The organism is Parabacteroides sp. 20_3, assembly GCF_964238835.1.
GTDB classification, from domain to species: Bacteria; Bacteroidota; Bacteroidia; order Bacteroidales; family Tannerellaceae; genus Parabacteroides; species Parabacteroides distasonis.
Genome location: NZ_CAXSNO010000006.1, coordinates 307,394 through 332,655 on the forward strand (window position 1 = coordinate 307,394; position 25,262 = coordinate 332,655).

Sequence of the window (25,262 nt, forward strand, 5' to 3'; positions counted from 1 at the left end):
TAAAGTAGCACAAAAAAAAGTCACATCCATTGTTAGTGGACATGACTTCTATATTGTTTTCAAATAAGATTCTTATCTGTTGCTTTCCTCCGCAGGTGTAGTAGTAGCGGGAGTTTCCTCTGCCGGAACTGCCGGTTGTTGCGCTGTACCAAAGTCCGGAGCGATCGTGTTAGGATCGATAGAGACAGCGTCGTTCACTTGTTGCTTGATCTCTGATTGAGCAGCATGCTCAGTTCTGGGGATAAATGCGGTAATCACGATACTCAGTACGATTACGGCACCCGCCAAACTCCAAGTAGCTTTCTCCAAAAAGTCTGTGGTCTTACGTACACCCATGATTTGGTTAGAAGAAGAGAATCCTGAAGCCAAACCTCCACCTTTTGAGTTCTGGATCAACACGATCAAGATTAATAGTATAGAGGCAATCAGGATTAAGATAGAAATAAATACGTACATCTTAGTTTTATTTTTTAGTGTTAATAATCAACTTTTCCAAAAATCTGATTTGGTCTGCAAAGTAAACATTTTTTTCTGGATATTTCAAGCTTAAGTTTTTAATAATTTGCAAAGCCTTATCATATCGCTTCTGTTTTATATAAATCCGGGCTAAAGTTTCCGTAAGGCACGAGTCTTCCAGCGATTTGGACTGCTCATCATCCAAATCTTTCACCGACTCTGGAGTCTCCGCACGGCTGGTTTCCTCACGGATTTCCAGCCCACTACCCGGCATACGCTGTTGGTCATTTTTAATGAACGAATCGATCAAGTCGTGATGTCGAAGCCTATTCTCCGCATCCTCTCCAGATGGCTTCTCTTCTTCCTCTTTCGATAATGACCAAAACATATAATCTGACGATACCGATGGCTGGAACAGGAACGGGGCTTCTTTCTTAGGCTCCGGTTCCTCGTTACCGTTAGAGAGGAATGCGTCTATCAAGGAGAAAGTATCCTCTTTTCGCATATCCGGCTCATGCTCCACACGGGAGTTCAAGCCATATTTATCTCCCTCTATCAGTTGGAACAGCATTTTCCGGTCCGGCAAGAATATCGCCATCTTCTCCAGCTCCGAGGTAAAACTCATATCATTTAATACGGCCAGATTCTTTAGATACAACATCCGTGCCACTTGAAAATACGGGTAATCCTCCACGATTCGTCGCAACTCAAGAAGAGTCCCCTCGGTCAATTCCGAAGGTTCCTCCATCAAACGATATAAATCCTCCGCCCTCATTCTACCAATTGGCAACCGTAGCGTTATAGATTTGGTCTACTATTTCCTCTATGATCTCCTCGCATAATGTTCCCTCTACCTGCTGCGGCATCAAGTTACTGTCGAACTCGCGGTAAGCGGAGAACGACTGCTCAAAATCCTCATCCGGGTTAACCCGGTTGGAGTAACGAACCCGCACCGTGATCGTCAACCTCGTCTGCGAGGCGATAGCATCCTCCTTCACGGCCATTGGAGCGAAATCGTAACCAGTGATCTCACCCTCCAACTCAAGGTCGCCATTGCTCGGAACCAGTTGCAGACGAGTCTGACGGATGTAAATATCCTTCAAATCCTCCGTAAACTGCGGCGCAAGGGTCGGATTCACGTAGGGAGCTTGGTTCGTGAAGTCACGAATCGTAATGGTCTTCACCTTCGTATAATCAATAGAGGCTCCATTAAACTTATAGGAAATAGAGCAAGCCGTAGCCAATACCGTCAAAAATGAGAGTATAAGCCAATTGGCTGCCGACAAACGTATGTTGACAATCTTCTTTAGCATATTTTTATTCCAAATTGTATTCCTTGATTTTTCGATATAACGTACGCTCCGATATCTTCAAGTCGGCTGCCGCGTTCTTCCGTCGCCCGTTATGCTTCTCCAAAGCCTTACGGATCATCTCCTTCTCCACCTCTTCCAAGGATAAAGTCTCCTCTTCCACATCCTCGGCATCTTGGATCGTCGGGTGCATGGCATGAACCGCCGCCGGATGGATCGGATGCGCATAAGGGGTATCGTCCGCCACCGTTGGCATCGGGATATTCCCTCCCATGATATCATGCACTAATTTCTTTAGCTCGTTCACGTCCTTTTTCATATCGAACAAGACTTGATAAAGGATCTCCCGCTCGCTGTTAAATATCTTTTGATCCGGATCTTGCTTCACCAATACCGGATATTTCTCAACGTTCACGTTCGGCAGATAAAGGCGCAGGACATCCGCCGTTATATCCCGTGTCTCCTCGATCACGGAGATACGTTCCGTGATGTTTTTCAACTCACGCACGTTACCCGGCCAACGGTAAGAAACCAATAATTGACGGGCCTCATCATCCAAGCGGATCGGCGGCATCCGGTATTTCTCGGCGCAATCACTGGCGAACTTACGAAATAATAAGACGATATCTTCCGGACGCTCCCGCAAGGGAGGCACTTGAATAGGCACCGTATTCAAACGATAGTACAAATCCTCCCGGAATTTACCTTCCGAAACCGCCTGCACTAAATTCACGTTCGTAGCGGCAACGATACGAACGTTCGTCTTCTGTACCTTGGAGGAACCGACCTTGATAAACTCACCCGTCTCCAACACACGAAGCAAGCGTGCTTGCGTAGGAGTTGGCAGCTCTCCTACCTCATCCAAGAAGATCGTTCCACCGTCCGCTACCTCGAAATACCCTTTACGGTCGGCCAACGCCCCGGTAAAAGAACCTTTCTCGTGCCCGAAAAGCTCCGAGTCTATCGTCCCTTCCGGAATGGCGCCACAGTTTACGGCTATATATTGTCCATGCTTACGCTGACTGTTCTGGTGAATAATTTGCGGGAAAGTCTCCTTTCCTACTCCACTCTCTCCTGTAATAAGAACAGATAAGTCGGTTGGCGCTACCTGGAGCGCAACATCGATCGCACGATTTAATCCGGGGTTATTACCAATAATCCCAAAACGCTGTTTTATCTGTTGTACATCAACCTTCATCACTCTTTCACTTTTAAAATCTGTAATTATTTCAGTTACTCTGCCAAAATTACAAATCTTAATTCAAACTACCACTATTGATAACAGATTCTATCGGTCGTTTCTTATTTTTTAGCACCATATGTACGTTTATACAAGAACTCGGCAAGATCCTTGTCTTCCGGGATGGCGGCGATCTCTTCCGGCGAGATAGGCTCACCAATATATACATCCGCTTTCTTTCCACGCTTATTGAAAGCCTCTGCAGGAATACGCAAGGTACGTATTTGCCAGCTGATATTCCCTAGCCAATAGAAAAAATGGGTATTTTGCAAATCAAAATAAACAGGGTATACCGGTGCTTTCGCCTTACGAACTAAGCGGATCACGCTATGCGCCCACGATAAATCCCGTACCTGTTTCTCTTTTTTATTATAAAATGAGATCGCTCCAGCAGGGAAGAAACCCATCGGATGACCTTCTTTCAGGCGTTGCAGGGATAGTCGCACGCCATTGACATTCGCCGGATTCGCCCCTCGCTTGTGGGAATCGGGCACCACGGATATGAAATTATCCTCCATCGCCCCGATCTTCGTCAAGATGCCGTTCACCATCACCTTAAAGTCCGGACGGCGGGAAGCGAAAATATCAATCAGCATGATTCCATCCAACGACCCGATCGGATGGTTGGAAACGGTAACAAAAGCCCCTTCCGGCAGATGATCTAAAATCTCTTTATTATGAACCTCATAGCTGAGATCGATAATGGGGTCATGCAATAAAGCGGAAGTAAACTCAGCGCCCCGTAAATGACAATTCCGGGCATGTACCTTATTAACCAGATCCACACGTAAACACTTTATCAGCAACTTACCCAACCATGTCCCCACTCGCCCCTTGAAGAACGGGGCCATCTCTTGCAAATCGTAAATGTCAACAACACTCTTCTTCATACTTTATCCTAAAAACGAGGCACACATCTTCTCGTGTTTCCTCATCACTATCGCTAGTACGATGTTCAACACGATGATCTCGTATAGGTAATAAGCCCAGACCTGTCCCGTTAGTACGATCACAAACATAACCATCGTCCGGCCATTAAAGGTCAACAAGTCTATGTAACGCATTAAATGACGACTCTGTTTACGAAAGTCCACACGGATATTCTCCGGAATATTATCCCCATACTTCGCGTGCAAATTTTGTAACATACTCTGTAAGGTAGGCGTAGCTTTCACTTGCAACATCGTATACCAACGATATAAGAAGTAGAAAAACTTGTTAATGCCATACTTCATCTCCTTATGTTTCGCCTCCACCTGCTCCAAAGACTGAAACTCCGAGCCTTTATCCTTACTGATAAAATAAAGGTGAAGCGTCTTATAATAATCCGTGATATTCGCTTGGACTAAATGAGACAGACCGGATAAGACCGCCAAGGCAAAGAACCAATCCGTACCGTAATCATGAGACAGACGAAGAGCGAATCCGATATAGATCGAAGCGAACCAGATATCCCCGGCGAATCCGTCCAAGATACGCCCGATAGCGGACTTGATCCCTGTAAGACGTGCCAGCTGCCCATCCACGCAGTCGAGGATATTGGCAAATACCAACAATAATATACCGCAGATATTATATGTCAAATTATCGTGATAAAACATAAATCCGACCGCCGCACCCACGAAGATCGAGATAACCGTAATCATATTCGGGGTAATCCCCGTGCCTCGCAACATACGAGCAATACGAAATCCTATCGGACGATAAAAAATTCGGTCTATCTTATTTTCTGTTTCTATCGACTTTAACGATGCTTCGTATTCCTTATCCAACTCGCTCATTTGTTTCTTATTTATACGAGTAACCGCCATCCACAACGACTACCTCGCCATTAAAATAACTATTCTCTATCAACATTTTATAAACTTCCGCCAATTCATCCGGGTCGCAAAACCGTCCCAAAGAGACCTTGTTCTCTATATTCCGACGGATCTCGGCAGGCTTTGTTTTCTGCCATTCCGTATCGACAAAACCGGGAGCCACGGCATTCACACGCAGTTCATAGGGAACTAAGAACTTCACCATGTTTTTGACCAGCGCATGAACAGCACTTTTCGTCACCCCATATGCCAAGGATACCGAATGAGGCTGTATTCCCATCAAGGAACCCGTAAACACGATACTTCCCCCCTTATTAATCCGTCCAACAATCTTCTGTAAAAGGAAGACCGGGAAATGGATATTAGCAAAGAAAACCCGTTCCCAATCCTCGAATGAAAGTTCCTCAAAAGGATCCCGACAGGTCATTCCCGCATTGAACACAAGGCCGTCCAAACGTAGCCTATTCTCCTCCAAGAAAGAATCGATAACCCCGATCGTATTCCGATCCGAGATATCGGCCCGCAGAATAGAAACCTGTATATCGAAACGCCCCACCAACTCGCTACGTACCTCCTCGGCCGCCGCTTGGTCGGAAGCATAAGTCAGTATAAGGTTATATCCGGCCTTTCCTAAACAGGACGCTACCGCCTTTCCTATCCCTTTTGTCCCACCGGTAATTAAAATAAATTTATCCATGAAACTGATCGTTATTTAGCGGCAGATCCTTTCACTGTTTCCGGCTTCGCCTGACGTTGGGTTGTCAGATTCGCCTCATAAGAATCATGTATCGTTTTTTTCAGATTCGAGGAGGAAACCCCCGTTCCGTAAGGGAAATAAAATACCTGAACGCCTAAATCCTTCAGATAGTCGTACTTTCCGAACCAGTCATCACCTACCACGAAAGCGTCGATATTCAGCTTCTTCACGATTTCCGTATGATCCAAGGAATGTTGTGGTATAACGATATCGGGAGTCTTCAACGCCTCGATGATCTGCAAACGTTCATGGAACGGAATGATCGGCTTCGCTTTATAAGAAGAGACCAACTCATCTGTACTAACCCCGACGATCAATATATCCGCCAAACTACGGGCGTAATTGATCATCCTAAGATGATTATAATGGAACATATCAAACGTCCCGGATGTATATACTATCGTTTTGTCTTTAAACATAATCGTAATTTTCGTTTTAAACCGCAAACTTACGCAAACTTTTCCTATCTTAAAAGTTTAAAACCAAAAAGCGTCCCACGCCCCATACAAAAATGTCATGTCAATAACATCCATTCGTTATTAACATGACATTTTATGTATTTATTGAAACTTGTCAGGAAAGATATACTATAATCCGTCCGTATCGTCCTCTTTTGTCAAGTCCAGTTTCTCATTATCTCCCCCCCTATCGAAATATTGCTTACGCAATGGGTTGGCGGTAGCCTCTTGATAACGCAATCGGTTCCGGAAGATATCCAACGCCGCATATAAGGCTTGGCGGAACGACTCTTCCGAAGCCACGTTCTGCCCGGCTATGTCATAAGCTGTTCCGTGTGCCGGAGAAGTCCGCACGATCGGCAATCCTGCCGTATAGTTCACCCCGTCATCCATCGCCAACGTCTTGAAAGGAGCGAGCCCTTGATCATGATACATCGCTAAGACACCATCAAATTTATCATACATCTGCGAACCAAAGAAACCGTCAGCCGCATAAGGGCCAAATGACATTACGCCTTTTTTCTCCGCCTCTTGCATTGCCGGTATGATAATCGTCTCCTCTTCCGTACCCAGCAATCCGGCATCACCGGCATGAGGGTTTAAGGAAAGAACCGCGATACGTGGCTTCACAATACCGAAGTCTTGCTTTAACGACTGATTGAAAATACGCAGCTTATTCACGATATCGCCCACGTTGATGGAAGACGCAACTTGCGACAATGGAATATGCCCCGTCACCAAAGCGACACGAAGATCATCTTTCATCAAGATCATCAAGGCTTTTTTATCCAAGCCACCGAAGCATTTCTCCAAATACTCAGTATGCCCGGGAAAATGAAAATCCTCGTTCTGGATATTATGTTTATTGATCGGGGCGGTAAGCAGTACATCCACTACTCCCCGCTTCATATCCGTAACAGCCGCTTCCAACGCCTTGAAAGCCGACTCACCGGCAACCGGCGTAGATTTCGACAACTCCACCTTGGTCTCGTCCTCCACGCAGTTAATAATGTTCACCCGGTTTACTCCCGCATCCTCCGCATGTGAAATAATATTCATATTGATAGGAGGAAGCTCCAATGCCTTCCGGTGATAAGCGGCTATCTTGGACGAGCCATAGATAATCGGCGTGCAAAGCTCCGCCATGCGGGTATCGGAAAAGGTCTTTAATATCACCTCATAGCCGATACCATTTATATCTCCGTGGGTGATCCCCACTTTAATCAGTCGTTCTTCCATATATTTTGTTTGTTTATTACTTTTTCTCTTTTGGGATATCTAATGTCTCAGTTACCGGTTCATCAAATTCACCCGGCAAACGTAACGTAAATAAGGCAGCTTCTATTCTACGCATGAAATTACGCTTGTCTGTCTCCGGAGCATACACAAATCCCTCGGCTACAACCACACGATGATTCTTTTCATCCAAGCGGGTGTGGCTTACGAACGGGCCTCCCATCATATCGCCTTGCATTCTCCACAAACCGCGCATCACGCCGCAATATTTACCATTTAAGGTTATTGGCGTATACTCCACTCCCGCACGCGTTTCTGTTTGCATATAGGAACCCGGGAACGAACCCGGCAGATTCGCCTTCAATACAGAATCTCGTTTAGCGACCAGATATTCCTCCGTAAACGTATTCGGATCAGTATAAGGGAAAGTATATACGATTAAGTCCATACGGCCTGTGTTAGCGTTATTGGAAGACCAGAAGAAATCTGTCGTATCCTTATAGTACGTGAAGTTTGCCGGAGCGTTTAACATCACGTTCAGGTCGCTTTTCAGGTTATCCATAACCACCATACTATATTCCTTTTGTAATTGCTCTATCGCACGATTCATCTCCACCTTTACGAAGAAATCGACCAACGCCTTCTCATGGGTCTTTGAATACTCGACGATCGACTCCGTATTAGGAGCTTTCAGCGAAACAACCACCTGCCCTCTAGCCCAGACATTATTCTCGTAGCCTACAGAAACTTTCGTATAAGCGGTGGGGTCTATCGTAACCACTAATATATTCCTTACATACCGTAACAGACCTGTAAAATCCTTTGGTTGTACGTAGGTAATCTTCAAAGAAGGCTCGGCTTGCGGAAGTCCGGGCACCGAAGAGGCCAACTCAGACTTTATGGCTTCTCCCGCAGGGCCTTTCCAATCCTTTTGATCCATAACCACGACAACCTCATATGCGAAGCCCGTAGCTTGAGTCATCACAGAACCTGAATTACATGCTCCCATCAAAACAAGAAGCAGCAACATACCGATGAATAAAGAACGTGTTTTCATACCTGTGTGTTTTATATTATACAAATGTAACATTTTTCGCGGTAGAAAGCATTCCACAAGCGGCGAAAATATCCTCCCCACGTGATGCCCTTATCGTACATACAACTCCTTTGGCGTTTAAGAAATCCCGAAACGCCTCCATTTTAACGATATCGGAAGTCTCTAAAGACACATTCGGTATCGCATGAAAACGGATCAAGTTTACCCGACAAGGAATTCCACCTAATAAACAACTCAAAGCTTCGGCATGTTTCAAGCTATCGTTCAAATTTTTAAAAACAATGTACTCAAAAGAGACACGTCGTTGATGCGAAAAATCATATTGTTTGATTAAATCGATCACCTCCCTCGCTGGGAATGCCTTTTCAACCGGCATCAAGGAAAGACGTTCCATAGGATAGGGCGAGTGCAGACTTACGGCCAGATGACATTCGCTCTCCTCTAAAAAGCGTTTCAAGCCTTTCGTCACACCGATGGTTGAAACCGTGATACGCTTCGGGCTCCACGCATATCCATACGGGGCCGTGAGTATTTCCAAAACCTTGAAAAGCTCGTCTACGTTATCCAGTGGCTCCCCCATTCCCATGAAAACGATATTCGTCAATGAATCGTTTTCCGGCAAGGACTGGATCTGGTTCAATATTTGGTTCGCTGTCAGGTTTGCCGTGAAACCTTGTTTTCCCGTCATACAAAACAAGCAATTCATTTTGCATCCGACTTGAGAAGAGACGCAAAGAGTCGCCCGATCATCCGTAGGAATATAAACAGACTCAACAAAACGCCCCGGTCCGGCAGCATATAGATATTTGATCGTACCGTCTTTCGACTTTTGATACTCAGATGGCGGATAAGCCCCGATCTCGAATGAATCCTCTAATAAAGCACGTTTGGCTACCGCTATATTCGTCATCTCCGAAATCCGGGTTATTTTCTTCTTATAAATCCAATCGGCCATTTGCTTAGCCGCATATGCGGGAAGACCCACCTCAGACGCTACACCTTTCAGTTCCTCCAAGGTCATCCCTAATAATTGTCTTTTGTCAACCATGCTATCGATATTTTCTTATTCGCGAAAGTACGAGAAATATTCCACAAAATAAAGATCCCCTATTTTGCCGTCAAAATAAATATATCTTGACGACAAAACAGGGGATCTTTTTTATCTTAAGTATAAATACTCTTTATTAATAGAAACGGATACGGTTGTCTTCCACCTTAGCGTTGTTGACCATAGATTGGATAGCTTGGAATCCTACACGATATGCGTTCGAAGCATCCAACGCACGGATTTCCTCAGCCTCGTTGAACTCCTTACCATCTTTATTTCTTGCGTATACCTTGAACACATATACACCGTTGTTACCTTTAACCGGAGCACTTACTTGGTCAACTTGAGCCATAGAAACCATAGCGTTCAAGTTCGGTTCGATACCGATACCAGCGATACGGCGAGTACCAAAGTTCACGAACTTTACAGAGTCTACAGAAGAACCCATCGTTTCAGCATATGCCTCAACTGAAGTTAAATTCTTAGCAGCCAATTCCTGAGCGATCTTATCGCCTTTCTTCTGGGCAGCCAATTCAGCTCTCAAAGCCGGAGCGACCATATCAACCGGACGATACCCCTCGGAAATACTTCCTTCTACAGCAGCCACGACAAATTTATCACTACACTCGAAGATCTCAGAGATAGAACCTTTATCGTTCTGGAACGCCCAACGAATTACCGGACGTGAATTCTTGATAGAACCTAACAACTGATCATCCGTAGTAACCGTTGCACCTGAAATCAAGTTATAACCGGCTTCCTTCGCATTCTCCTCCAATTTAGCCATAGAGTTGTTCTTCGATACGAACTGATTCAACTCATTGTAGATGTTGCTATAGGTCTTAGAGCTAGGAGATACAGTCATGTCGATATCTGCAATCTTATATTTTTCAACATTTCCTGTTTTCTCTGTTACTTTTACAAGGTGAGTACCATATAAAGATTTCACAACCGCTACCTCATTCAATGGAGTTGAGAAGACAGCCTTCTTAAAATCATCATTCACACCTCTCAAAGCGGTAACCTCTGTAAACCAACCTAGTTCACCACCATTCTCGGCGGCTTGGTCTGCTGAGTATTTCTTAGCTAATTCAGCGAAATTAGCGCCACCTTTCAACGCCCCCATCAAGCTATCAGCCAAAGCAGTTGTCTCAGCCTCAGATTTACCGGCCAACATGATGTGGCTAACTTTTACTGAGTCCGGAGCAACCGTCTTATCGACTAGCTTAAACATTCTGTATTTGTCATTCTCGAATACAGGACCATAAACAGCGCCAACCTCAGAAGTCGTAGCGAATTGTTTCATCTCCGGATCCAAAGCCTTCTCCGTGAAGAAAGCGTCAACATAAGGAACCTCAGAGTTCTCGTTTACTACATCAGCCACTCTTTCAGACGTAGCCAGCTCCTCTTTCAAGCTCTCGATCTCGGCCTGTGCCTTATCATAATCCTCTTTACTCGGACGGATATCTACGGCGATATATTTAATTACCTTAGATTCTTTTTGTTTATAAAGCTCCTTGCGTTGGTTATACAATTTCTCGATCTCGCTCTTGCTTACCTCAATCGTTGAATCCGGAATCGTAGCATATGATTGCATAGCGTAAATGATATCCGAATTCTCGGCATTATCATTATAAGCTTCCTTAGCGTCCAATGAGTTCGCGGAAATAGCCTTGCTCAATAATGTCGTATATTTTTGCTCCAAACGTTGACGTTTGATGTTCTTCTCCCAGAACAACCAGAAGTTCTTAGCTTGAATCAGCTGTGCCTGTTGATCTGCCGGATAGCTAGCGATATTATCGGAATCGATTTGTTTCAAGAAATTCAACAAAGCGGCCTTATCAAAAGCACCAGTCTGAGGATTCGTAAACATTTGCATTTGTTGGATCAACGGAGAGATATTCTCACCTTGAACCATATCGAACAATTCTTCCGGACTTACTCCCATACCTAATTTAGCAGTAGCCTCGTCCAACACAACCTCTTGTACCATCGCATCGAATACGGACTGGCGAATCTGTGTCATATATTCCTCGGGCAGGCTGGCTGAACCGGATTGCATCTTATACATCTCGGCCATCTCATCAACGCGACCTTGATAATCTTGAATTTTTACAACCTCTCCATCAATCTCGGCGATCCGTTCCTGTGATTGCCTAAAATAAGTAGAACCAGAGTTTAAAAAGTCTCCAATGATAAAAGCGAACAATGCCAAACCCACCACGAGTACCAGCAGTCCTGCTTTGCTTCTAATTTTTTCCAGCGTAGCCATTTATCTTTATTATTTTTTAAAGTTTATTATTTCACATTTTAAGGGCACAAAGATATGAAAAAAAGGAAATTCCACAGCATATAATCCTTTTTTTTATCAAATCCCTACTTTCATACGTACAAGTTCGATCTTCGTAGCCGTTACTTTGATTATCTTAAACGAATATTTATCGATCTGGACAGTCTCGTTCAATTTCGGGAATTTTTGATAGAAGTGCAAGATAAAACCGGCGATGGTGACATAATCATCCGACTCCGGAAGATCCAACCCGAACATTTCGTTCAAGGTATCAATCTCCATTCTACCCGACAGCAAATACTCATTGTCCGATACTTTTTTAGCCACATGCGACTTCATATCGTGCTCGTCCTCAATCTCTCCGAAAATCTCCTCCACCAAATCCTCAAGTGTCACGATACCCGACGTACCGCCAAACTCATCCACGACAACAGCCAAGCTCTTCTTCTCTTGCATCAGCAGTTTCATCAGTTTATTCGCCGCCATCGTCTCCGGAACGATCGATACGCTACGGATATGCTGGGTCCAATCCTCCGGATTCTTGAAAAGCTCGGAAGAATGGATATACCCGATAATATCGTCAATATTCTCGTTATACACCAATATCTTCGAAAGTCCTGTCTCGATAAACTTAGAACGCAATTCCTCTATCGTAGCCGACGTATCACAGGCTACAATCTCCGTCCGGGGCACGATACAATCCCTCAAACGGACATTCGAGAAGTCTAAGGCGTTTTGGAAAATCTTAACTTCCGTATCCATATCCGAATTTTGCGGAGCATCTTCCAGACTTTGCTGTATAAAATAATCCAAGTCTACCTTGCCTAATGCCTGAGGTGAACTTTTCAAGTTCTTCACGCCCCCTAACTTCAAAATCAAAAAAGATAGCAAGGATGAGAACTTGGAGACCGGATACAGGATGATATATATGATAAATAATGGTATCGCAAATATATTGAGTGATAAATTAGGATTCAACTTAAATATGGTCTTGGGAATAAACTCCCCGGCAAACAAGATCAAGATCGTAGATATCACGGATTGGATAAAAACGATCAATGCCTCATTCGCAACCACCTTGGCTATAAACGGCTCCAATACGATTGCCATCTGAAGACCATAAACGACCAACGCAATATTATTTCCTACCAACATGGTAGAGATAAACAAATTTGGATTACGATAGAAAACACCCAGTATCTTACTGGATAGACTACGTTCCTTCTTATCCAGCTCGAAACGAAGCTTATTGGAGGAGATAAAAGCGATCTCCATCCCGGAAAAGAATGCGGAAAATGCGAGGGAAATTAAAATATAAGTCAGCGTCCCCACCTTAATTACTTTTTATTGAATCTATTTGTGACACATCTACCCGGGCACTATCCCCCTGAGCTGTCCGTGTCGTATCGGCCGGAGCATCGCTCACCGGGAAAATACCCTGTGAGTTAAATATCTTATACTGAGTCATATCTTGGTTCGACTCAAAACCTATACCTGTTATGATCTTATCTTCTTGCTCGATACGCATAAACTTATCAGAATAAACCTTCTCTTGCTTCTGGTCCCAGAACAATTGGGAAGTCTCAAAATGCTCCCCTTGCAGACTTTCCACCTCTACATTACCGATCAGCTCCCAAAGCCCTTTTTTATCATAATAATAGGCTGTATCCGCCTTAATACTCGCTTCTGTCTGGAATAAGGTATCGAACTTCTCCACGTAGATCCCCTCAGGGAAATACCAATGGGGTTCCGCCGCCTTCCCATAAATCTGCCACTCTTTCGCTTTCAAGCGATATCTCGTGATACCAGAATCGGAGATCAAGGATGACACATCCGTAGCCTTCATCGTATAAGTCTTGTCCGGGTCAAACTCAACATCAACCACCTCCTTATGCTCCTTACTGCAAGAGGCAGAAAACAAAAGAAGCATAACAACCACCACGAAGGTAGTTGTTATGCCCATATTTTCCGTTTTACAATGAAAACGATTTCCTATCATAATTACCGAATCGTTGTACGCTCTCCGATCCAACCACCGACAGTGAAAGGTTTGCCCTTCTCCAAATCCGGGTGCATGAAGATCTCCTCCGTAGAAGGAAGGTGAGCACGATAAGATGATATCAAAGTATTAGCCTCTTCAGCAACACTCGGATCTACCTGTTTCGCTTTCTCAAATTTATCGATAGCGGCATTATAAGCAGCTCTTGCCAATACTCCGTCGTTCGGGAAAACAGACTTGGAAGTAGCGGCATACATCTTACCGATCAATAAATAGGCATTGCCATAATTAGGATTTGCCTCCAAAGCTTTCTGGCAATATTGTCTAGCCTTTGAATAAGCATTTTGCTCAAACAGCAACAATGCGATCATATAATAATCATCAGCTTTTGAAGTCGCGTCCGTTTCTAAATTTGCGGCCTCATCAAAGTATTTAATAGCCGTATCATAATCCTTTATCTTAACGGCTTTCTTTCCTAGCCCAACAGCTGCCTCGGCACTAGGTTCTTGACGATAAGCATAGTCTGATGCCAAAAAGTAAGCCTCGATTTCTTGGCAACCTGTTCTTCTCAACAAGGATATAGTCTCTTTCAAATAAGGTAAGTTGTCCTTATTCTCCTCGATCTTAGCAGCATACAAATTCTGCAAAGTCTCGCAATCGGCAGCACCACTATTCGCAAAGGCATTATCAACACCACTCTTATATGCGGTCAAGGCATTCACTTCTTTTTGATTGTTTGCAGCCTGCGCAGCTTTTAATTGAGCATCCAAGCCACCAGAAACCTTCAAATAATCTTGAATATACTGTTCTTTGAAGTTCGGATCGTTAACCATTTTCTTCATAGAAGAGAAACTAAACAAGGAGAGACCTAGAGCCTCCGTATCAGCACCTTTCTCATCAACGATCTCCTTCAACCAAGTATAGGCCTGATTATAGTCGGCATTATCGCCAGTTTGCGCTAAATAATCTTGCACTTTTCGAGCAACGATCCAGTCTTTTCCATACCGGCGATCATTTCCAAAATATTTCACACGCTTGTCGTAAACTCCCATCAAATCATCAATAAGAGCTTTCTTCTTAGCGGGATCTTTCTCTTGGGCGATCTTCCAGCCCATAATTTTCACACCGTACAAATAGATATCTTTTGTAGCGGCAGGACACTCATCGTACACGATCTTCCAGAAATCAAAGGCGTCTTTGAAGTTTCCGGCTTTCGCATAAGGAACGAACAAGCTGATATTGGTAATACAACGCACGCTATCCTCACCGGAACCGAACTGTGTACCATTATCTACTCCTTTCTGCGCATAAGCGCCTAACGTACCCATAGTACATCCAAGCGCTAGTAATAAAACTTTGATCTTCATATCTCTTTCTATTAAAGTTAGCTATAATATTTATATTCCTTCAAAAAAGTATCATACTCATTAGACCCTTTCGGCCATTCCCGGTTTAATCCACTTTTCGTTTAAAAAACCATAATTCGTTAAATGTATAGTTCACCGTAAACCGGAAATACTGCTCATCAATCATTGTACGTAATTCCGGACGGATCTTCACGTATTCAAATGACAGGTTCACTAATGAACGGTTATCGATCAATGGAAGCCCAAAACCGACACTCGCCCCATATTCATTATAACCATGTCCTTTATAACCATTCTCCTCGGAGCGACTGACTCTTAAGTACGAATTGCTATAATGAAAACCGGCACGGTATCTGATACGTCCCAGATAATTACGATTATCATAACGAGGAATAAATTCGGCACCAGCCGCTACACGTGTACGATTCTTGAATTGACCTTTCTCGTTATCAAAATAAGCGTTCGCCCAGTCCTCATATAAGAAGTCTGCGGCTAATGTCAACCGATTCTCTTTCACATAGGAGATACCCGCTCCGTAAGAGTTCGGCATATCAAACCGATAATTCTTAATTGTATCGTTCCTTGTATATCCGGATGTAGCCGAAGAACCGACAAGCTGAGTATCATACACAGTCGTATTCAACTTTTTTCCGGGAGAGTAAACGAAACCTACCGTGACATGCTCCGTCTTACTCAAAGGATGCGTATATTGAATACCAAAATCTAACTTTAAATCACGAATCTCATAACGTTGGTTTCTATACACATTGTCCGCCCCTGTCGAGCTGGGAAAAATCAAGTTACGGGAATGTGTAATATTTCCAAATAAAAATCCGGCGTTTACACCAATGGAAAGACGCTTCTTCCAAATATCATAGGAGAGCCCTAAATAGGCATCGCTTAAGCCACCTTCGCCACTAAAGCTTTCTCCCCAACTTAAACCGCCCTCGGTACGGCTCTCGCCGAAATCATATCCTACATATGAATAAGGTAATAAACCAATACTCATCGCTAAACGCCGGGTGATCGGAAATTGCATGGCGATATACTCCACGTTTCCATTCATCTGTCGTTGCTTGTTCGTACCGTCATAGAACCAAGACACCTGACCGGACGCACCAAAATCAAAAAGGAATGTCAACGAGTCCATGCAACTATAAGATGCTGGATTTAATGGATTTATCTGTTTAGAGGACCTTAATCCATAACCGACTCCACCCATCGCCCTTCCGGCACCAAAAGATCGATCCGCCAACTCTCCATATCCAAATCGCGTATAAGGCGAGTTCGTGTTATTTTGAGCCCACAATGGCAATTGTGTAAAGATAAGAAAACTTATTATTACTACCTTATTAATTTTCAACATTATACTCTAAGATTCTGTTTAATCCTGTCAACACTAAATTAATGTCTGCAAAGATGGAGTTTTTTAGCCGTCTTTCAAAATAAAACGAATGACCGCCTGTTAAAAAAACCAAAAGATCCGGATATTTTACTTTCAGCTCGTCAATATATCCGTCCATCTCGTAAACAATCCCATTCACCACACCCGCTTGGATAGCCGTTTCCGTACTTCTCCCGATAAGCGGTATATCACCCTCTTCCGTTACCAAAGGCAGCTTCTTCGTAAACTGGTTCAACGCTCGAAAACGAGTAGTCATCCCCGGAGAGATATTCCCCCCCAGAAAGATACCCGGCGCTTCTATCACCTCATACGTGATAGCGGTACCGGCATCGATAACCAGCAGATTTTTTCCCGGCCGCAAATAATTCGCCCCCACGACAGCGGCCAAACGGTCCTTGCCTAGCGTTTTCGGCGTCCCATATTCCACCTTGATCGGTAAAGCTACATGTTCATCCAGAAAGACAAAACGCTGAAGCTTATTTTTTAGATAAGCGATCAACTCATCGTCCGTATCTATCACCGTCGATAAAATGCCTTGCGTAAAAGCGTACTTCTCAAAAAGAGCAGCGACCACAGATACACCGAATTGCTTGTATACAAAAGAAGCCTCTATATGCCCATTTTTATACACAGCGACCTTTGATGACGTGTTACCTTGTTCTATAATAAGATTCACTTCTCTGATATTTTCCGCAAAGAAAAACAAAAATGATGAAATAACACGCAAAAACATCGTATAACCTCTAAAATTCTTCTTGAACAAAAAGGATCGCATCTCTGTTTGAAGAAAAATCTAAATAAAAAACAAGTTATGAATTACGGGATTAGTGTCTTATTCAGGGCGATTCCATTGCTAATGGCCCTCTTTTGTTTCGGTTATGGATTTTTTGTCTTTAACTATGGAGTGGACTCCAGCAGATTCGTCGCCGGACCTGTCGTATTCTCTCTTGGCTTTATTTGTATAGCTTTGTTCGCTACGGCAGCGACCATTATTCGTCAAATTATCCATACATATAATAATGTAGCCAGATTCGCTTTGCCTATCCTTGGATATCTCTCGGCAACCATCACTTTTCTGGCGGGCTTTATCTTACTCATGTCCTCACCGACGCCAGCAGACTTTGTCGCGGGCCATGTCATTTGCGGGGTGGGCCTTATAACTGCATGCGTAGCGACAACGGCTACCGCCTCTACCCGATTCACCTTAATACAAATGAACGCCAAAAGCGACGATCCCAGAATACCAGACAAAGCGTTCAACTTTTGGCAAGGGATATTCTTGATCCTTGTAGCATCATTTATATCCATAGTCGCATGGATTTGGGCTTACCGGTTGCTAGCGCATAGCGACGAGCATTCCCAATACTTTGTCGCCGGGCACGTGATGGCCGGACTAGCATGTATTTGCAGCAGCTTAATCGCTTTAGTCGCCACGATCGCCCGACAAATAAGAAACACATATTCCCGATTGGAAAAAAGGCTATGGCACCGTTTTGTCATCCTGATGGGATCTATCAGTCTGATATGGGGTCTCTTCGTATTAGGAGATAGCGACCCGGCTAATGCCTCAACCGGATATATCATGATCGGCCTTGGATTAGTTTGCTATAGTATCTCCAGCAAGGTGATCTTGCTGTCTAAAATATGGAGGGAAGAATTCAAGCTTGCCAACCGGATTCCATTGATTCCTATATTCACGGCTTTATTCTGCCTTTTCCTCTCCGCTTTCCTTTTCGAGATGGCGGCCGAGCATAGTTATTATGCCATTCCCGCACGGGTATTGGCCGGACTGGGAGCGATCTGCTTTACGTTGTTCTCCATCGTCAGCATATTGGAAAGCGGAACCTCTTCCAAGTAAACTGTTTTTTCATCGTGATGAAAATACTTTTTCTTCACGGTGAAAATACTTTTTCTTCATGATGAAAATGTTTTTTCCTCACAATGAAAAAATCAACATTCTTTGATAAACCATCGGCCACAACACATAAAACATTCTTTAACACTACCAAAAGCATAAGGTTTTCAATTCTTTATAAACAATTATCATCCCAAGAGTAAGAAAACGCTTGCAAAGTAAAAAATAATATCTACTTTTGCACCCGGGTAAGTCCTACACGGCATGCTCCCTCGGAATCCCCCAGGGCTTGACCGCAGCAAGGGTACTTGGTTGTAGCGGCGCGATGTAGTAAGCTTACCCACCTGCCTCTTTAGCTCAGTTGGCCAGAGCACGTGATTTGTAATCTCGGGGTCGTTGGTTCGAATCCGACAAGAGGCTCAGATAAAACACAACTTAAAAGGAAGCTTATACGTAGGCTTCCTTTTTTCTATTTTAGACATAATATAGTTGCGCATTTGCATTAATATATTAACTTTGCTGATAAGAATTCAAAACAGCAACATCATGGAAGAGAATAAGAATTTACTTTTAAAAGGCGCTATGACTTATGGTTTGGCCATGGGTATATATTGGGTAGTGAAATACATCTTTTTCATCTTCAGCGTTTCAGTCCCCTCCTTGAGTCTTGTCTATTGGCTATTGACGCTCGCCGTCCCTTTCATCGCCTACTACATGACGAAAAGATATCGGCACGACATCGGTGGAAGGATCAGTTTCTTTCATGCATGGAGATTCGGCACGATGTTGTATTTTTTCGCCGCATTGATCGTCTCGCTTGAATACTTTGTCTTTTATCAGTTCATCGCCCCACCTGATTTCGTGGCAAATGCGATCGGGCAATTAACGACTGCATTAAAAGATAGCCAAGTTAACTCGGATATGCTCGACTCGCTCAGCAATATTCGCATCTCGCCAATCCATATGGCCATACAAGGAATATTTAATAACGTATTTTACGGCATCATACTTTCTATACCGGTAGCGGCTCTCTTGTGCAGGAACAATTCGACTGGTTCCATCACTGAAAACCGCTAAAAAGTTAATTACAGACAAATAATGGACATATCAGTTGTTATCCCGTTGTATAACGAAGCCGAGTCTTTACCCGAGTTATTCTCGTGGATAGAGCGGGTGATGAAAGAACATAATTATACCTACGAAGTCATTTTCGTGAATGACGGTAGTACGGATAATTCTTGGGAAGTGATCGAGGAGTTGAAACAACGTTCTCCACATATCCGGGGAATCAAGTTCCGTCGCAACTACGGCAAGTCGCCGGGATTGCACTGCGGATTCCAGCGGGCTAAAGGTGACGTAGTCATTACCATGGACGCCGATCTACAGGACAGCCCGGATGAGATACCCGAACTTTACCGGATGATCACCGAAGACGGGTACGATCTGGTATCCGGTTGGAAAAAGAAAAGATATGACCCGTTGTCTAAAACGATCCCCACGAAATTATTCAACGCGACAGCTCGTAAATTCTCGGGAATAAAGAACTTACACGATTTCAACTGCGGATTGAAAGCGTATAAGAATGTTGTCATTAAAAATATAGAGGTGTATAACGATATGCACCGTTACATACCTTATTTAGCTAAGATTGCCGGATTTCACAAGATTGGCGAGAAAGTAGTGAAACATCAAGCCCGCAAGTACGGAACTACTAAATTCGGGTTGGATCGCTTCGTGAACGGTTATCTTGATTTGATCACGCTTTGGTTTACTTCCAAATTCGGAAAGAAACCGATGCACTTCTTCGGTTTATGGGGAAGCGCTATGTTCTTCATTGGTTTTATCGCTCTAGTAATCGTACTCAGCATGAAATTGATCTCGATGTACTCTGGAGATCTAAGACCTTTGGTTACAAGTTCCCCTTATTTCTATATTTCATTGACAGCGATGATTCTGGGAACCCAGATGTTCCTAGCGGGCTTTATCGGGGAGTTGATTTCCCGTAATTCTCCGAATCGCAATAACTATAAAATAGAGGATGAGATATGAGTTTCCTAGAATTAGCGAGAAAACGTTGCTCTATCCGAAAGTATGCCCCCAAAAACGTAGAGCAAGAAAAGATTGATTATATCCTAGAAGCAGCTCGTTTGGCCCCTTCGGCGGTAAATTATCAACCTTGGTATTTTGTATGGGTTCAAAGTGCGGAAGGAAAAGCTAAATTACAAGAATGCTATCCCCGGGAATGGTTCAAGCAAGCGCCTTATTACTTGATCGTTTGCGGAGATCATCAGCAATCTTGGAAACGGGGCGATCATAAGGATCATATGGATATCGATACGGCTATCGCTACGGAACACATTTGTTTAGCCGCTACCGAACAAGGATTGGGAACTTGTTGGGTTTGCAATTTCGACACGGAGCTTTGCCGTAAACATTTTAAAATTCCGGAAACGATCGAGCCTGTTGTATTGATACCGTTCGGCTATCCTTCCGACCCGGCATTATTCGATGAGACTCCAAAGAAACGTAAGCCCATAGAAGAAATTATTAAACGGGAATCATTCTAGTATGTTATACATTGAAGTTCTGCTACTAGCGATCGGCTTATCCATGGATAGCCTAGCAGTATCAGTTACCGGCGGCGCAGTTCTTAAGAACAACTGCACCGCCGGTAATATTATAAAGATAGCGAGCGTGCTCGGTATATTCCAAGCCGGAATGACCGTGATCGGTTATACGATGGGATTAGGATTCGAAAAATACATTTGCGCCTTCGACCATTGGATCGCATTTACCCTCTTGCTTTACTTAGGTGGAAAAATGATATACGATAGCACGAAGGAAGAGGAGGAAGACGGGAAATTCGATCCTCTATGTAACCGGACATTATGCGGATTGGGAATAGCGACAAGTATCGATGCCCTCGCCGTAGGAATCTCTCTGGCGATCTTAAAATCACCGCTCTTGCTGCAAGCCTCGACTATCGGTGTTGTCACCTTCGCTATCTCTGCCTTCGGTGTCTATTTCGGTAACCGATTCGGCAAGAGAATCGACTTGAAGCTGGACCTCATCGGAGGTTTAATCTTAATCGGTATCGGTACAAAGATTTTGATAGAGCATGTATTCTTTAGCTAGGGATACCTTATTGAATAAATAACCTTATACATTAATTAATAGACATGAAAAGCCAGCAATTACGAAAACTAGCGCCGGAGCTGGATTCACTCCGGCTAGGCAGCGGTTGGAAAATCGACGAATTGAGTAAACCGCAAATCATTGTAGAAAGCAGTTACGGACATAGCCATCCGGGAAGCGCCCATCTGGATAAATTGGTGGACGAGGCAGGAATCGGTATAAAGGAAAAGGGGGGACGTGCCGCAAACTACTTCGTCACTGATATTTGTGATGGAGAGGCGCAGGGACACGATGGTATGAACTACTCATTAGTCTCCCGTGATATCATGGCCGCCATGATGGAGATTCATGTAAAAGCGACTCCTTTCGACGCTGGTGTCTTTATAGCCAGTTGCGACAAATCCGTCCCTGCGCATTTGATGGCGATAGCCCGGCTAGATATGCCTGCTATATTCATGCCCGGTGGTATAATGAAAGCCGGTCCCAACCTACTCACGTTAGAACAAATCGGTACCTATAGCGCCCAATACGAGCGAAAAGAAATAACGGAAGAACAATTCATGGTTTATAAGCGTGACGCATGTCCGGATTGTGGAGCTTGCTCTTTCATGGGTACCGCCTCTACGATGCAAGTAATGGCAGAAGCGCTTGGCATCGCTTTACCGGGCTCCGCCTTGATCCCCGCCCATTTACCCGAGTTAAAAGAAACCGCCCGTAAAGCCGGAGAACATGCACTCGGACTAGCGAAAGAAGAGTTAAAACCCTCCGATATCATGACGATACAAGCGTTTGAAAATGCGATCATGGTACATGCCGCCATAGCGGGTTCCAGCAACAGCCTGCTTCATCTTCCAGCTATCGCCCACGAACTGGGAATCCAGTTATCACCGGATTTGTTCGACAAGATACATCGTAAGATCCCCTACCTTTTAAATATACGTCCCAGCGGTTTTTGGCCCGGCGAATATTTCTGGTATGCGGGAGGCGTACCGGCGATCATGGAAGAAATCAAAGAATTCCTCCATCTCGACGTCATGACTGTTACCGGCAAAACATTGGAAGAAAACTTAAAAGATTTACAACTCAACGGCTTCTATAAGAATTGCCATAAATATCTTCCTGCCCTAGGAGTAAAGGTTGGCGATATTATCAAACCTCTTCATACACCGATCAAGGCACAAGGAGCCATCGCTATATTGAAAGGAAATTTAGCGCCCGAAGGGGCAGTCGTAAAACATTCGGCGATTTCACCCCGCTTGATGCAAGTCACCCTGAAAGCGAGGGTATTCGATTGTGAGGAGAACGCTATTGAGGCGGTATTACAAAAGAAAATCCATCCGGGAGAAGCGGTATTTATCCGTTATGAAGGACCGAAAGGAAGTGGAATGCCAGAAATGTTTTATACGACAGAAGCGATCGCCTCCGATCCTGAGTTGGTAGAGACCATCGCATTGATCACCGACGGTCGTTTCTCCGGAGCGACCCGAGGCCCGGCGATCGGACATGTATCCCCGGAGGCTTCCGAGGGGGGACCAATCGCCTTGGTCGAAAACGATGACTTGATCCGTATCGATATTCCAGCGAGAACATTGGATATAATCGGTACCGACAGTATTGAGAGAAGCGTGGAAGAGATAGAAAAGATCCTATCCGAAAGGCGTGCACATTGGATAAAACCAGAGTCACAATATAAAAAAGGAATCCTTGATATTTATACACACAATAGCGTCTCCCCCATGAAAGGGGCATATATGGAATTTTTTATGTAAGTTCGCGACATAAAATTTCATAATGATGCGCAAGAATATTACCATATTAGTCAGCCTGTTGATCTTATCGCATACGGCTTGCTCGGACAAGGGCCAATATTTCGAAGAGAGTGGTTCTGTTTTTCATACAAGTTACCACATCAAATACAAGGCCAAGCAAATCCTAACCGATAAGATCGACAGCGAGCTGCAACGTTTTAACCTCTCCTTAAATCCTTTCAACCCCAACTCCACGATCGCGAAAGTCAATAATAACGAGGATGTGGAGGTAGACGAATGGTTTACCGAAGTATTCAATAAGGCGGAAGAAATCTCCAAAAAATCAGGAGGAGCTTTTGATATTACTTGCGCTCCATTAATTAATCTATGGGGATTCGGATTCAGTAAGATGGACAGCGTAACCCCGCAGATGATCGATAGCATCAAGGCTTTCGTCGGTTATCAAAAAGTAAGATTGGAAGGAAAGAAAATCATCAAAGAAGATCCCCGGATTCTATTGAATTGTTCGTCCATAGCAAAAGGTTATGCTTGCGATGTTATCGCCCGCCTGCTGGAAAAGGAAGGCGTAAAGAACTACATGGTAGAAATAGGTGGTGAGGTCACCATGAAAGGCGTAAATCAACAAGGTGACTGTTGGCGAGTCGGCATCAACAAGCCGGAAATAGGGACAAGTGGCGTAACAAATGATGTTGAAGAGATCGTACAATTATGCCAAAAAGGGGGTGTGGCTACTTCTGGCGACTACCGAAACTTCTACATCAAGGATGGTAAGAAATATGCCCATACGATCAATCCGGCGAACGGTTATCCCGCTGGACAAAATATTCTTAGCGCGACCATCGTGGCGGAAGATTGTATGACAGCAGACGCTTACGCTACGACTTTCATGGTTTTGGGAGTCGAGAAAGCGAAGCTACTGGCACAATCCATCCCCCAAATAGAGTATTTCATTATTTATGCGGACAACAACGGACAACAGAAAGTCACCTACTCAAAAGGTATGTTGGAATACCTTCCTAACAGAAAAACATTGGCTATCCTCGAAAATCCTTAAGTTCCTACATGAAGCGTTATCTAAATCAACTTGAATGCAAAATACTGAGAGCCGGAGATTCCCTGTTTAATACCACAACCACGGATAACCTATTAATCTTCGTATTTTCGGGAAAACTTATTATTTACAGCCAAGAAGGGACACATATAGCGGAAGTGGCAAAAGATCATTTCATGCTACTTGCGCAAAACACCAATCATAAGGTTATAGCCTCAGCCCCTACCCGCCTTATCTTAATACATGCGGGCAGTCTATCCGACATGATCATAAATGACCCGGAATGGAATGTGGAGAAACCGGTCGTCTTACCGATTCCCCCAGCCTTAGCGCACACATTAAATCAGATAGAATATTATATGAAGGATAAATACTTTACCTTGAATTGAGATTAAAAATGTTTCAATTCCTGATAAAGCTTTTGCACAGGTAATCCCATCACGTTATAAAAGCTACCATTGATAGCCTCTACCCCAATATAACCGATCCACTCCTGAATGCCATACCCTCCCGCCTTATCATAAGGTTTATATTTATCCAAATAATAATTAATCTCTTCATCACCCAATTTAGCGAAACAAACCGCAGATTCGACGGAAAAGCCTACATTTTTGTCCTTCGTCATGATACAAACACCGGTTATTACCTGATGTACATGATCCGACAAAGCATGAAGCATAGCATAAGCTTCCTCTCGATTCGCAGGCTTTCCCATAACCCCGTCAAACGTCCAAACGATCGTATCTGCCGTGATTAGCAATTCATCATCCGCCATAGTCGGTTTATAGGCCTCCGCTTTCGAACGGGCAATATATAAAGGGATCTCCATGGAGTCAATAGAATCCGGGTAAGACTCGTCAATATCCGAAATTACCCTCACCTCGAAGTCGATATCCAGACCAGATAACAAATTCCGTCGTCTCGGAGAATTAGAGGCTAAGACGATCTTGTACTTTTTTAAATTCTCTAACATAACCTATTCGATTAAGCGTTACACATTCACCAAAAT

General features: G+C 43.9%; 26 protein-coding genes and 1 tRNA gene. 9 read left to right on the forward strand and 18 right to left on the reverse strand.

From position 1 onward, the window contains the following. Positions 1 to 72: 72 nt before the first annotated feature. The 17 genes from secG to ACESPU_RS14380 all read right to left on the reverse strand — a co-directional run bounded on the left by secG (position 73) and on the right by ACESPU_RS14380 (position 17,218). The gene (gene secG, locus ACESPU_RS14300; protein WP_057329097.1) at positions 73 to 456 is read right to left on the reverse strand and encodes a preprotein translocase subunit SecG; all 384 of its coding nucleotides are present in this window, start codon (positions 454 to 456) and stop codon (positions 73 to 75) included. 7 nt (positions 457 to 463) lie between these two features. Then, a complete protein-coding gene (locus ACESPU_RS14305) occupies positions 464 to 1,231 on the reverse strand; it encodes a hypothetical protein (protein ID WP_158532815.1) in 768 nt (255 codons plus the stop codon). A gap of 1 nt (position 1,232) precedes the next feature. Next, positions 1,233 to 1,769 (reverse strand): LptE family protein, encoded by a 537-nt coding sequence (locus ACESPU_RS14310; protein WP_005861582.1) that lies wholly within the window; start codon positions 1,767 to 1,769, stop codon positions 1,233 to 1,235. A 4-nt stretch (positions 1,770 to 1,773) separates the two neighbouring features. Beyond that, positions 1,774 to 2,964 carry a sigma-54-dependent Fis family transcriptional regulator gene (locus tag ACESPU_RS14315; protein WP_005865833.1) on the reverse strand — a complete coding sequence of 397 codons (1,191 nt, stop codon included), beginning with the start codon at positions 2,962 to 2,964 and terminating at the stop codon, positions 1,774 to 1,776. A gap of 104 nt (positions 2,965 to 3,068) precedes the next feature. Then, positions 3,069 to 3,896 (reverse strand): lysophospholipid acyltransferase family protein, encoded by an 828-nt coding sequence (locus tag ACESPU_RS14320; protein WP_158532814.1) that lies wholly within the window; start codon positions 3,894 to 3,896, stop codon positions 3,069 to 3,071. A gap of 3 nt (positions 3,897 to 3,899) precedes the next feature. Continuing rightward, positions 3,900 to 4,787, reverse strand: a complete 888-nt coding sequence (locus tag ACESPU_RS14325) for a CDP-alcohol phosphatidyltransferase family protein (protein ID WP_005861576.1) — start codon at positions 4,785 to 4,787, stop codon at positions 3,900 to 3,902. Positions 4,788 to 4,794: 7 nt separating this feature from the next. Further along, entirely contained in the window at positions 4,795 to 5,523 is a 729-nt protein-coding gene (locus tag ACESPU_RS14330) for an SDR family NAD(P)-dependent oxidoreductase (protein WP_005865829.1), read from the reverse strand. Between the two features lie 11 nt (positions 5,524 to 5,534). Then, positions 5,535 to 6,002 carry an adenylyltransferase/cytidyltransferase family protein gene (locus ACESPU_RS14335; protein ID WP_005861572.1) on the reverse strand — a complete coding sequence of 156 codons (468 nt, stop codon included), beginning with the start codon at positions 6,000 to 6,002 and terminating at the stop codon, positions 5,535 to 5,537. Positions 6,003 to 6,170: 168 nt separating this feature from the next. Continuing rightward, positions 6,171 to 7,280: a 4-hydroxythreonine-4-phosphate dehydrogenase PdxA gene (pdxA, locus tag ACESPU_RS14340; RefSeq protein ID WP_005865827.1), complete on the reverse strand. Its 1,110-nt coding sequence runs from the start codon at positions 7,278 to 7,280 to the stop codon at positions 6,171 to 6,173. A gap of 16 nt (positions 7,281 to 7,296) precedes the next feature. Beyond that, positions 7,297 to 8,334: a DUF4837 family protein gene (locus ACESPU_RS14345; RefSeq protein ID WP_008774122.1), complete on the reverse strand. Its 1,038-nt coding sequence runs from the start codon at positions 8,332 to 8,334 to the stop codon at positions 7,297 to 7,299. 16 nt (positions 8,335 to 8,350) lie between these two features. Further along, the gene (gene rlmN / locus ACESPU_RS14350) at positions 8,351 to 9,382 is read right to left on the reverse strand and encodes a 23S rRNA (adenine(2503)-C(2))-methyltransferase RlmN (RefSeq protein WP_005865823.1); all 1,032 of its coding nucleotides are present in this window, start codon (positions 9,380 to 9,382) and stop codon (positions 8,351 to 8,353) included. A 136-nt stretch (positions 9,383 to 9,518) separates the two neighbouring features. Then, the gene (locus ACESPU_RS14355) at positions 9,519 to 11,654 is read right to left on the reverse strand and encodes a SurA N-terminal domain-containing protein (protein WP_005861564.1); all 2,136 of its coding nucleotides are present in this window, start codon (positions 11,652 to 11,654) and stop codon (positions 9,519 to 9,521) included. Between the two features lie 96 nt (positions 11,655 to 11,750). Further along, entirely contained in the window at positions 11,751 to 13,004 is a 1,254-nt protein-coding gene (locus tag ACESPU_RS14360) for a hemolysin family protein (protein ID WP_121961620.1), read from the reverse strand. Position 13,005: 1 nt separating this feature from the next. After that, positions 13,006 to 13,671: an LPS export ABC transporter periplasmic protein LptC gene (gene lptC / locus ACESPU_RS14365; RefSeq protein ID WP_008774124.1), complete on the reverse strand. Its 666-nt coding sequence runs from the start codon at positions 13,669 to 13,671 to the stop codon at positions 13,006 to 13,008. A 2-nt stretch (positions 13,672 to 13,673) separates the two neighbouring features. Further along, a complete protein-coding gene (locus tag ACESPU_RS14370; protein ID WP_121961293.1) occupies positions 13,674 to 15,038 on the reverse strand; it encodes a lipopolysaccharide assembly protein LapB in 1,365 nt (454 codons plus the stop codon). Between the two features lie 85 nt (positions 15,039 to 15,123). Then, positions 15,124 to 16,404, reverse strand: coding sequence for a hypothetical protein (locus ACESPU_RS14375; RefSeq protein ID WP_227713759.1), 1,281 nt, complete (start codon positions 16,402 to 16,404; stop codon positions 15,124 to 15,126). Continuing rightward, positions 16,391 to 17,218, reverse strand: coding sequence for a type III pantothenate kinase (locus ACESPU_RS14380; RefSeq protein WP_121961618.1), 828 nt, complete (start codon positions 17,216 to 17,218; stop codon positions 16,391 to 16,393). Before ACESPU_RS14380 ends, ACESPU_RS14375 begins: the two co-directional genes overlap by 14 nt. A gap of 36 nt (positions 17,219 to 17,254) precedes the next feature. Here ACESPU_RS14380 and ACESPU_RS14385 point away from each other — a divergent pair, with 36 nt between their 5' ends. The 9 genes from ACESPU_RS14385 (at position 17,255) to ACESPU_RS14425 (ending at position 24,642) form a co-directional block, all read left to right on the forward strand. After that, positions 17,255 to 18,301 (forward strand): DUF2776 domain-containing protein, encoded by a 1,047-nt coding sequence (locus tag ACESPU_RS14385; protein ID WP_373133466.1) that lies wholly within the window; start codon positions 17,255 to 17,257, stop codon positions 18,299 to 18,301. Positions 18,302 to 18,644: 343 nt separating this feature from the next. Continuing rightward, positions 18,645 to 18,718: transfer RNA gene (locus ACESPU_RS14390), tRNA-Thr, on the forward strand. Between the two features lie 126 nt (positions 18,719 to 18,844). Then, complete coding sequence (locus ACESPU_RS14395) at positions 18,845 to 19,375, forward strand: DUF4199 domain-containing protein (RefSeq protein ID WP_005865810.1); 531 nt, start codon at positions 18,845 to 18,847, stop codon at positions 19,373 to 19,375. A gap of 21 nt (positions 19,376 to 19,396) precedes the next feature. Then, complete coding sequence (locus ACESPU_RS14400) at positions 19,397 to 20,347, forward strand: glycosyltransferase family 2 protein (RefSeq protein ID WP_005865808.1); 951 nt, start codon at positions 19,397 to 19,399, stop codon at positions 20,345 to 20,347. Beyond that, positions 20,344 to 20,865 carry a nitroreductase family protein gene (locus tag ACESPU_RS14405; RefSeq protein WP_121961616.1) on the forward strand — a complete coding sequence of 174 codons (522 nt, stop codon included), beginning with the start codon at positions 20,344 to 20,346 and terminating at the stop codon, positions 20,863 to 20,865. Before ACESPU_RS14400 ends, ACESPU_RS14405 begins: the two co-directional genes overlap by 4 nt. A 1-nt stretch (position 20,866) precedes the next feature. Beyond that, positions 20,867 to 21,433 (forward strand): manganese efflux pump MntP family protein, encoded by a 567-nt coding sequence (locus ACESPU_RS14410; RefSeq protein WP_008774127.1) that lies wholly within the window; start codon positions 20,867 to 20,869, stop codon positions 21,431 to 21,433. Between the two features lie 44 nt (positions 21,434 to 21,477). After that, a complete protein-coding gene (ilvD, locus tag ACESPU_RS14415) occupies positions 21,478 to 23,202 on the forward strand; it encodes a dihydroxy-acid dehydratase (protein ID WP_122144261.1) in 1,725 nt (574 codons plus the stop codon). A 22-nt stretch (positions 23,203 to 23,224) separates the two neighbouring features. Continuing rightward, positions 23,225 to 24,256: an FAD:protein FMN transferase gene (locus tag ACESPU_RS14420; RefSeq protein ID WP_122144260.1), complete on the forward strand. Its 1,032-nt coding sequence runs from the start codon at positions 23,225 to 23,227 to the stop codon at positions 24,254 to 24,256. An 8-nt stretch (positions 24,257 to 24,264) separates the two neighbouring features. Further along, positions 24,265 to 24,642 carry a hypothetical protein gene (locus ACESPU_RS14425; RefSeq protein ID WP_005865798.1) on the forward strand — a complete coding sequence of 126 codons (378 nt, stop codon included), beginning with the start codon at positions 24,265 to 24,267 and terminating at the stop codon, positions 24,640 to 24,642. Positions 24,643 to 24,644: 2 nt separating this feature from the next. On the opposite strand, the gene ACESPU_RS14430 is transcribed toward ACESPU_RS14425, so the two are convergent. Then, on the reverse strand, positions 24,645 to 25,226 hold the full coding sequence (locus ACESPU_RS14430) for a Maf-like protein (protein WP_005861534.1): 582 nt from the start codon (positions 25,224 to 25,226) through the stop codon (positions 24,645 to 24,647). Positions 25,227 to 25,262: the final 36 nt, after the last annotated feature.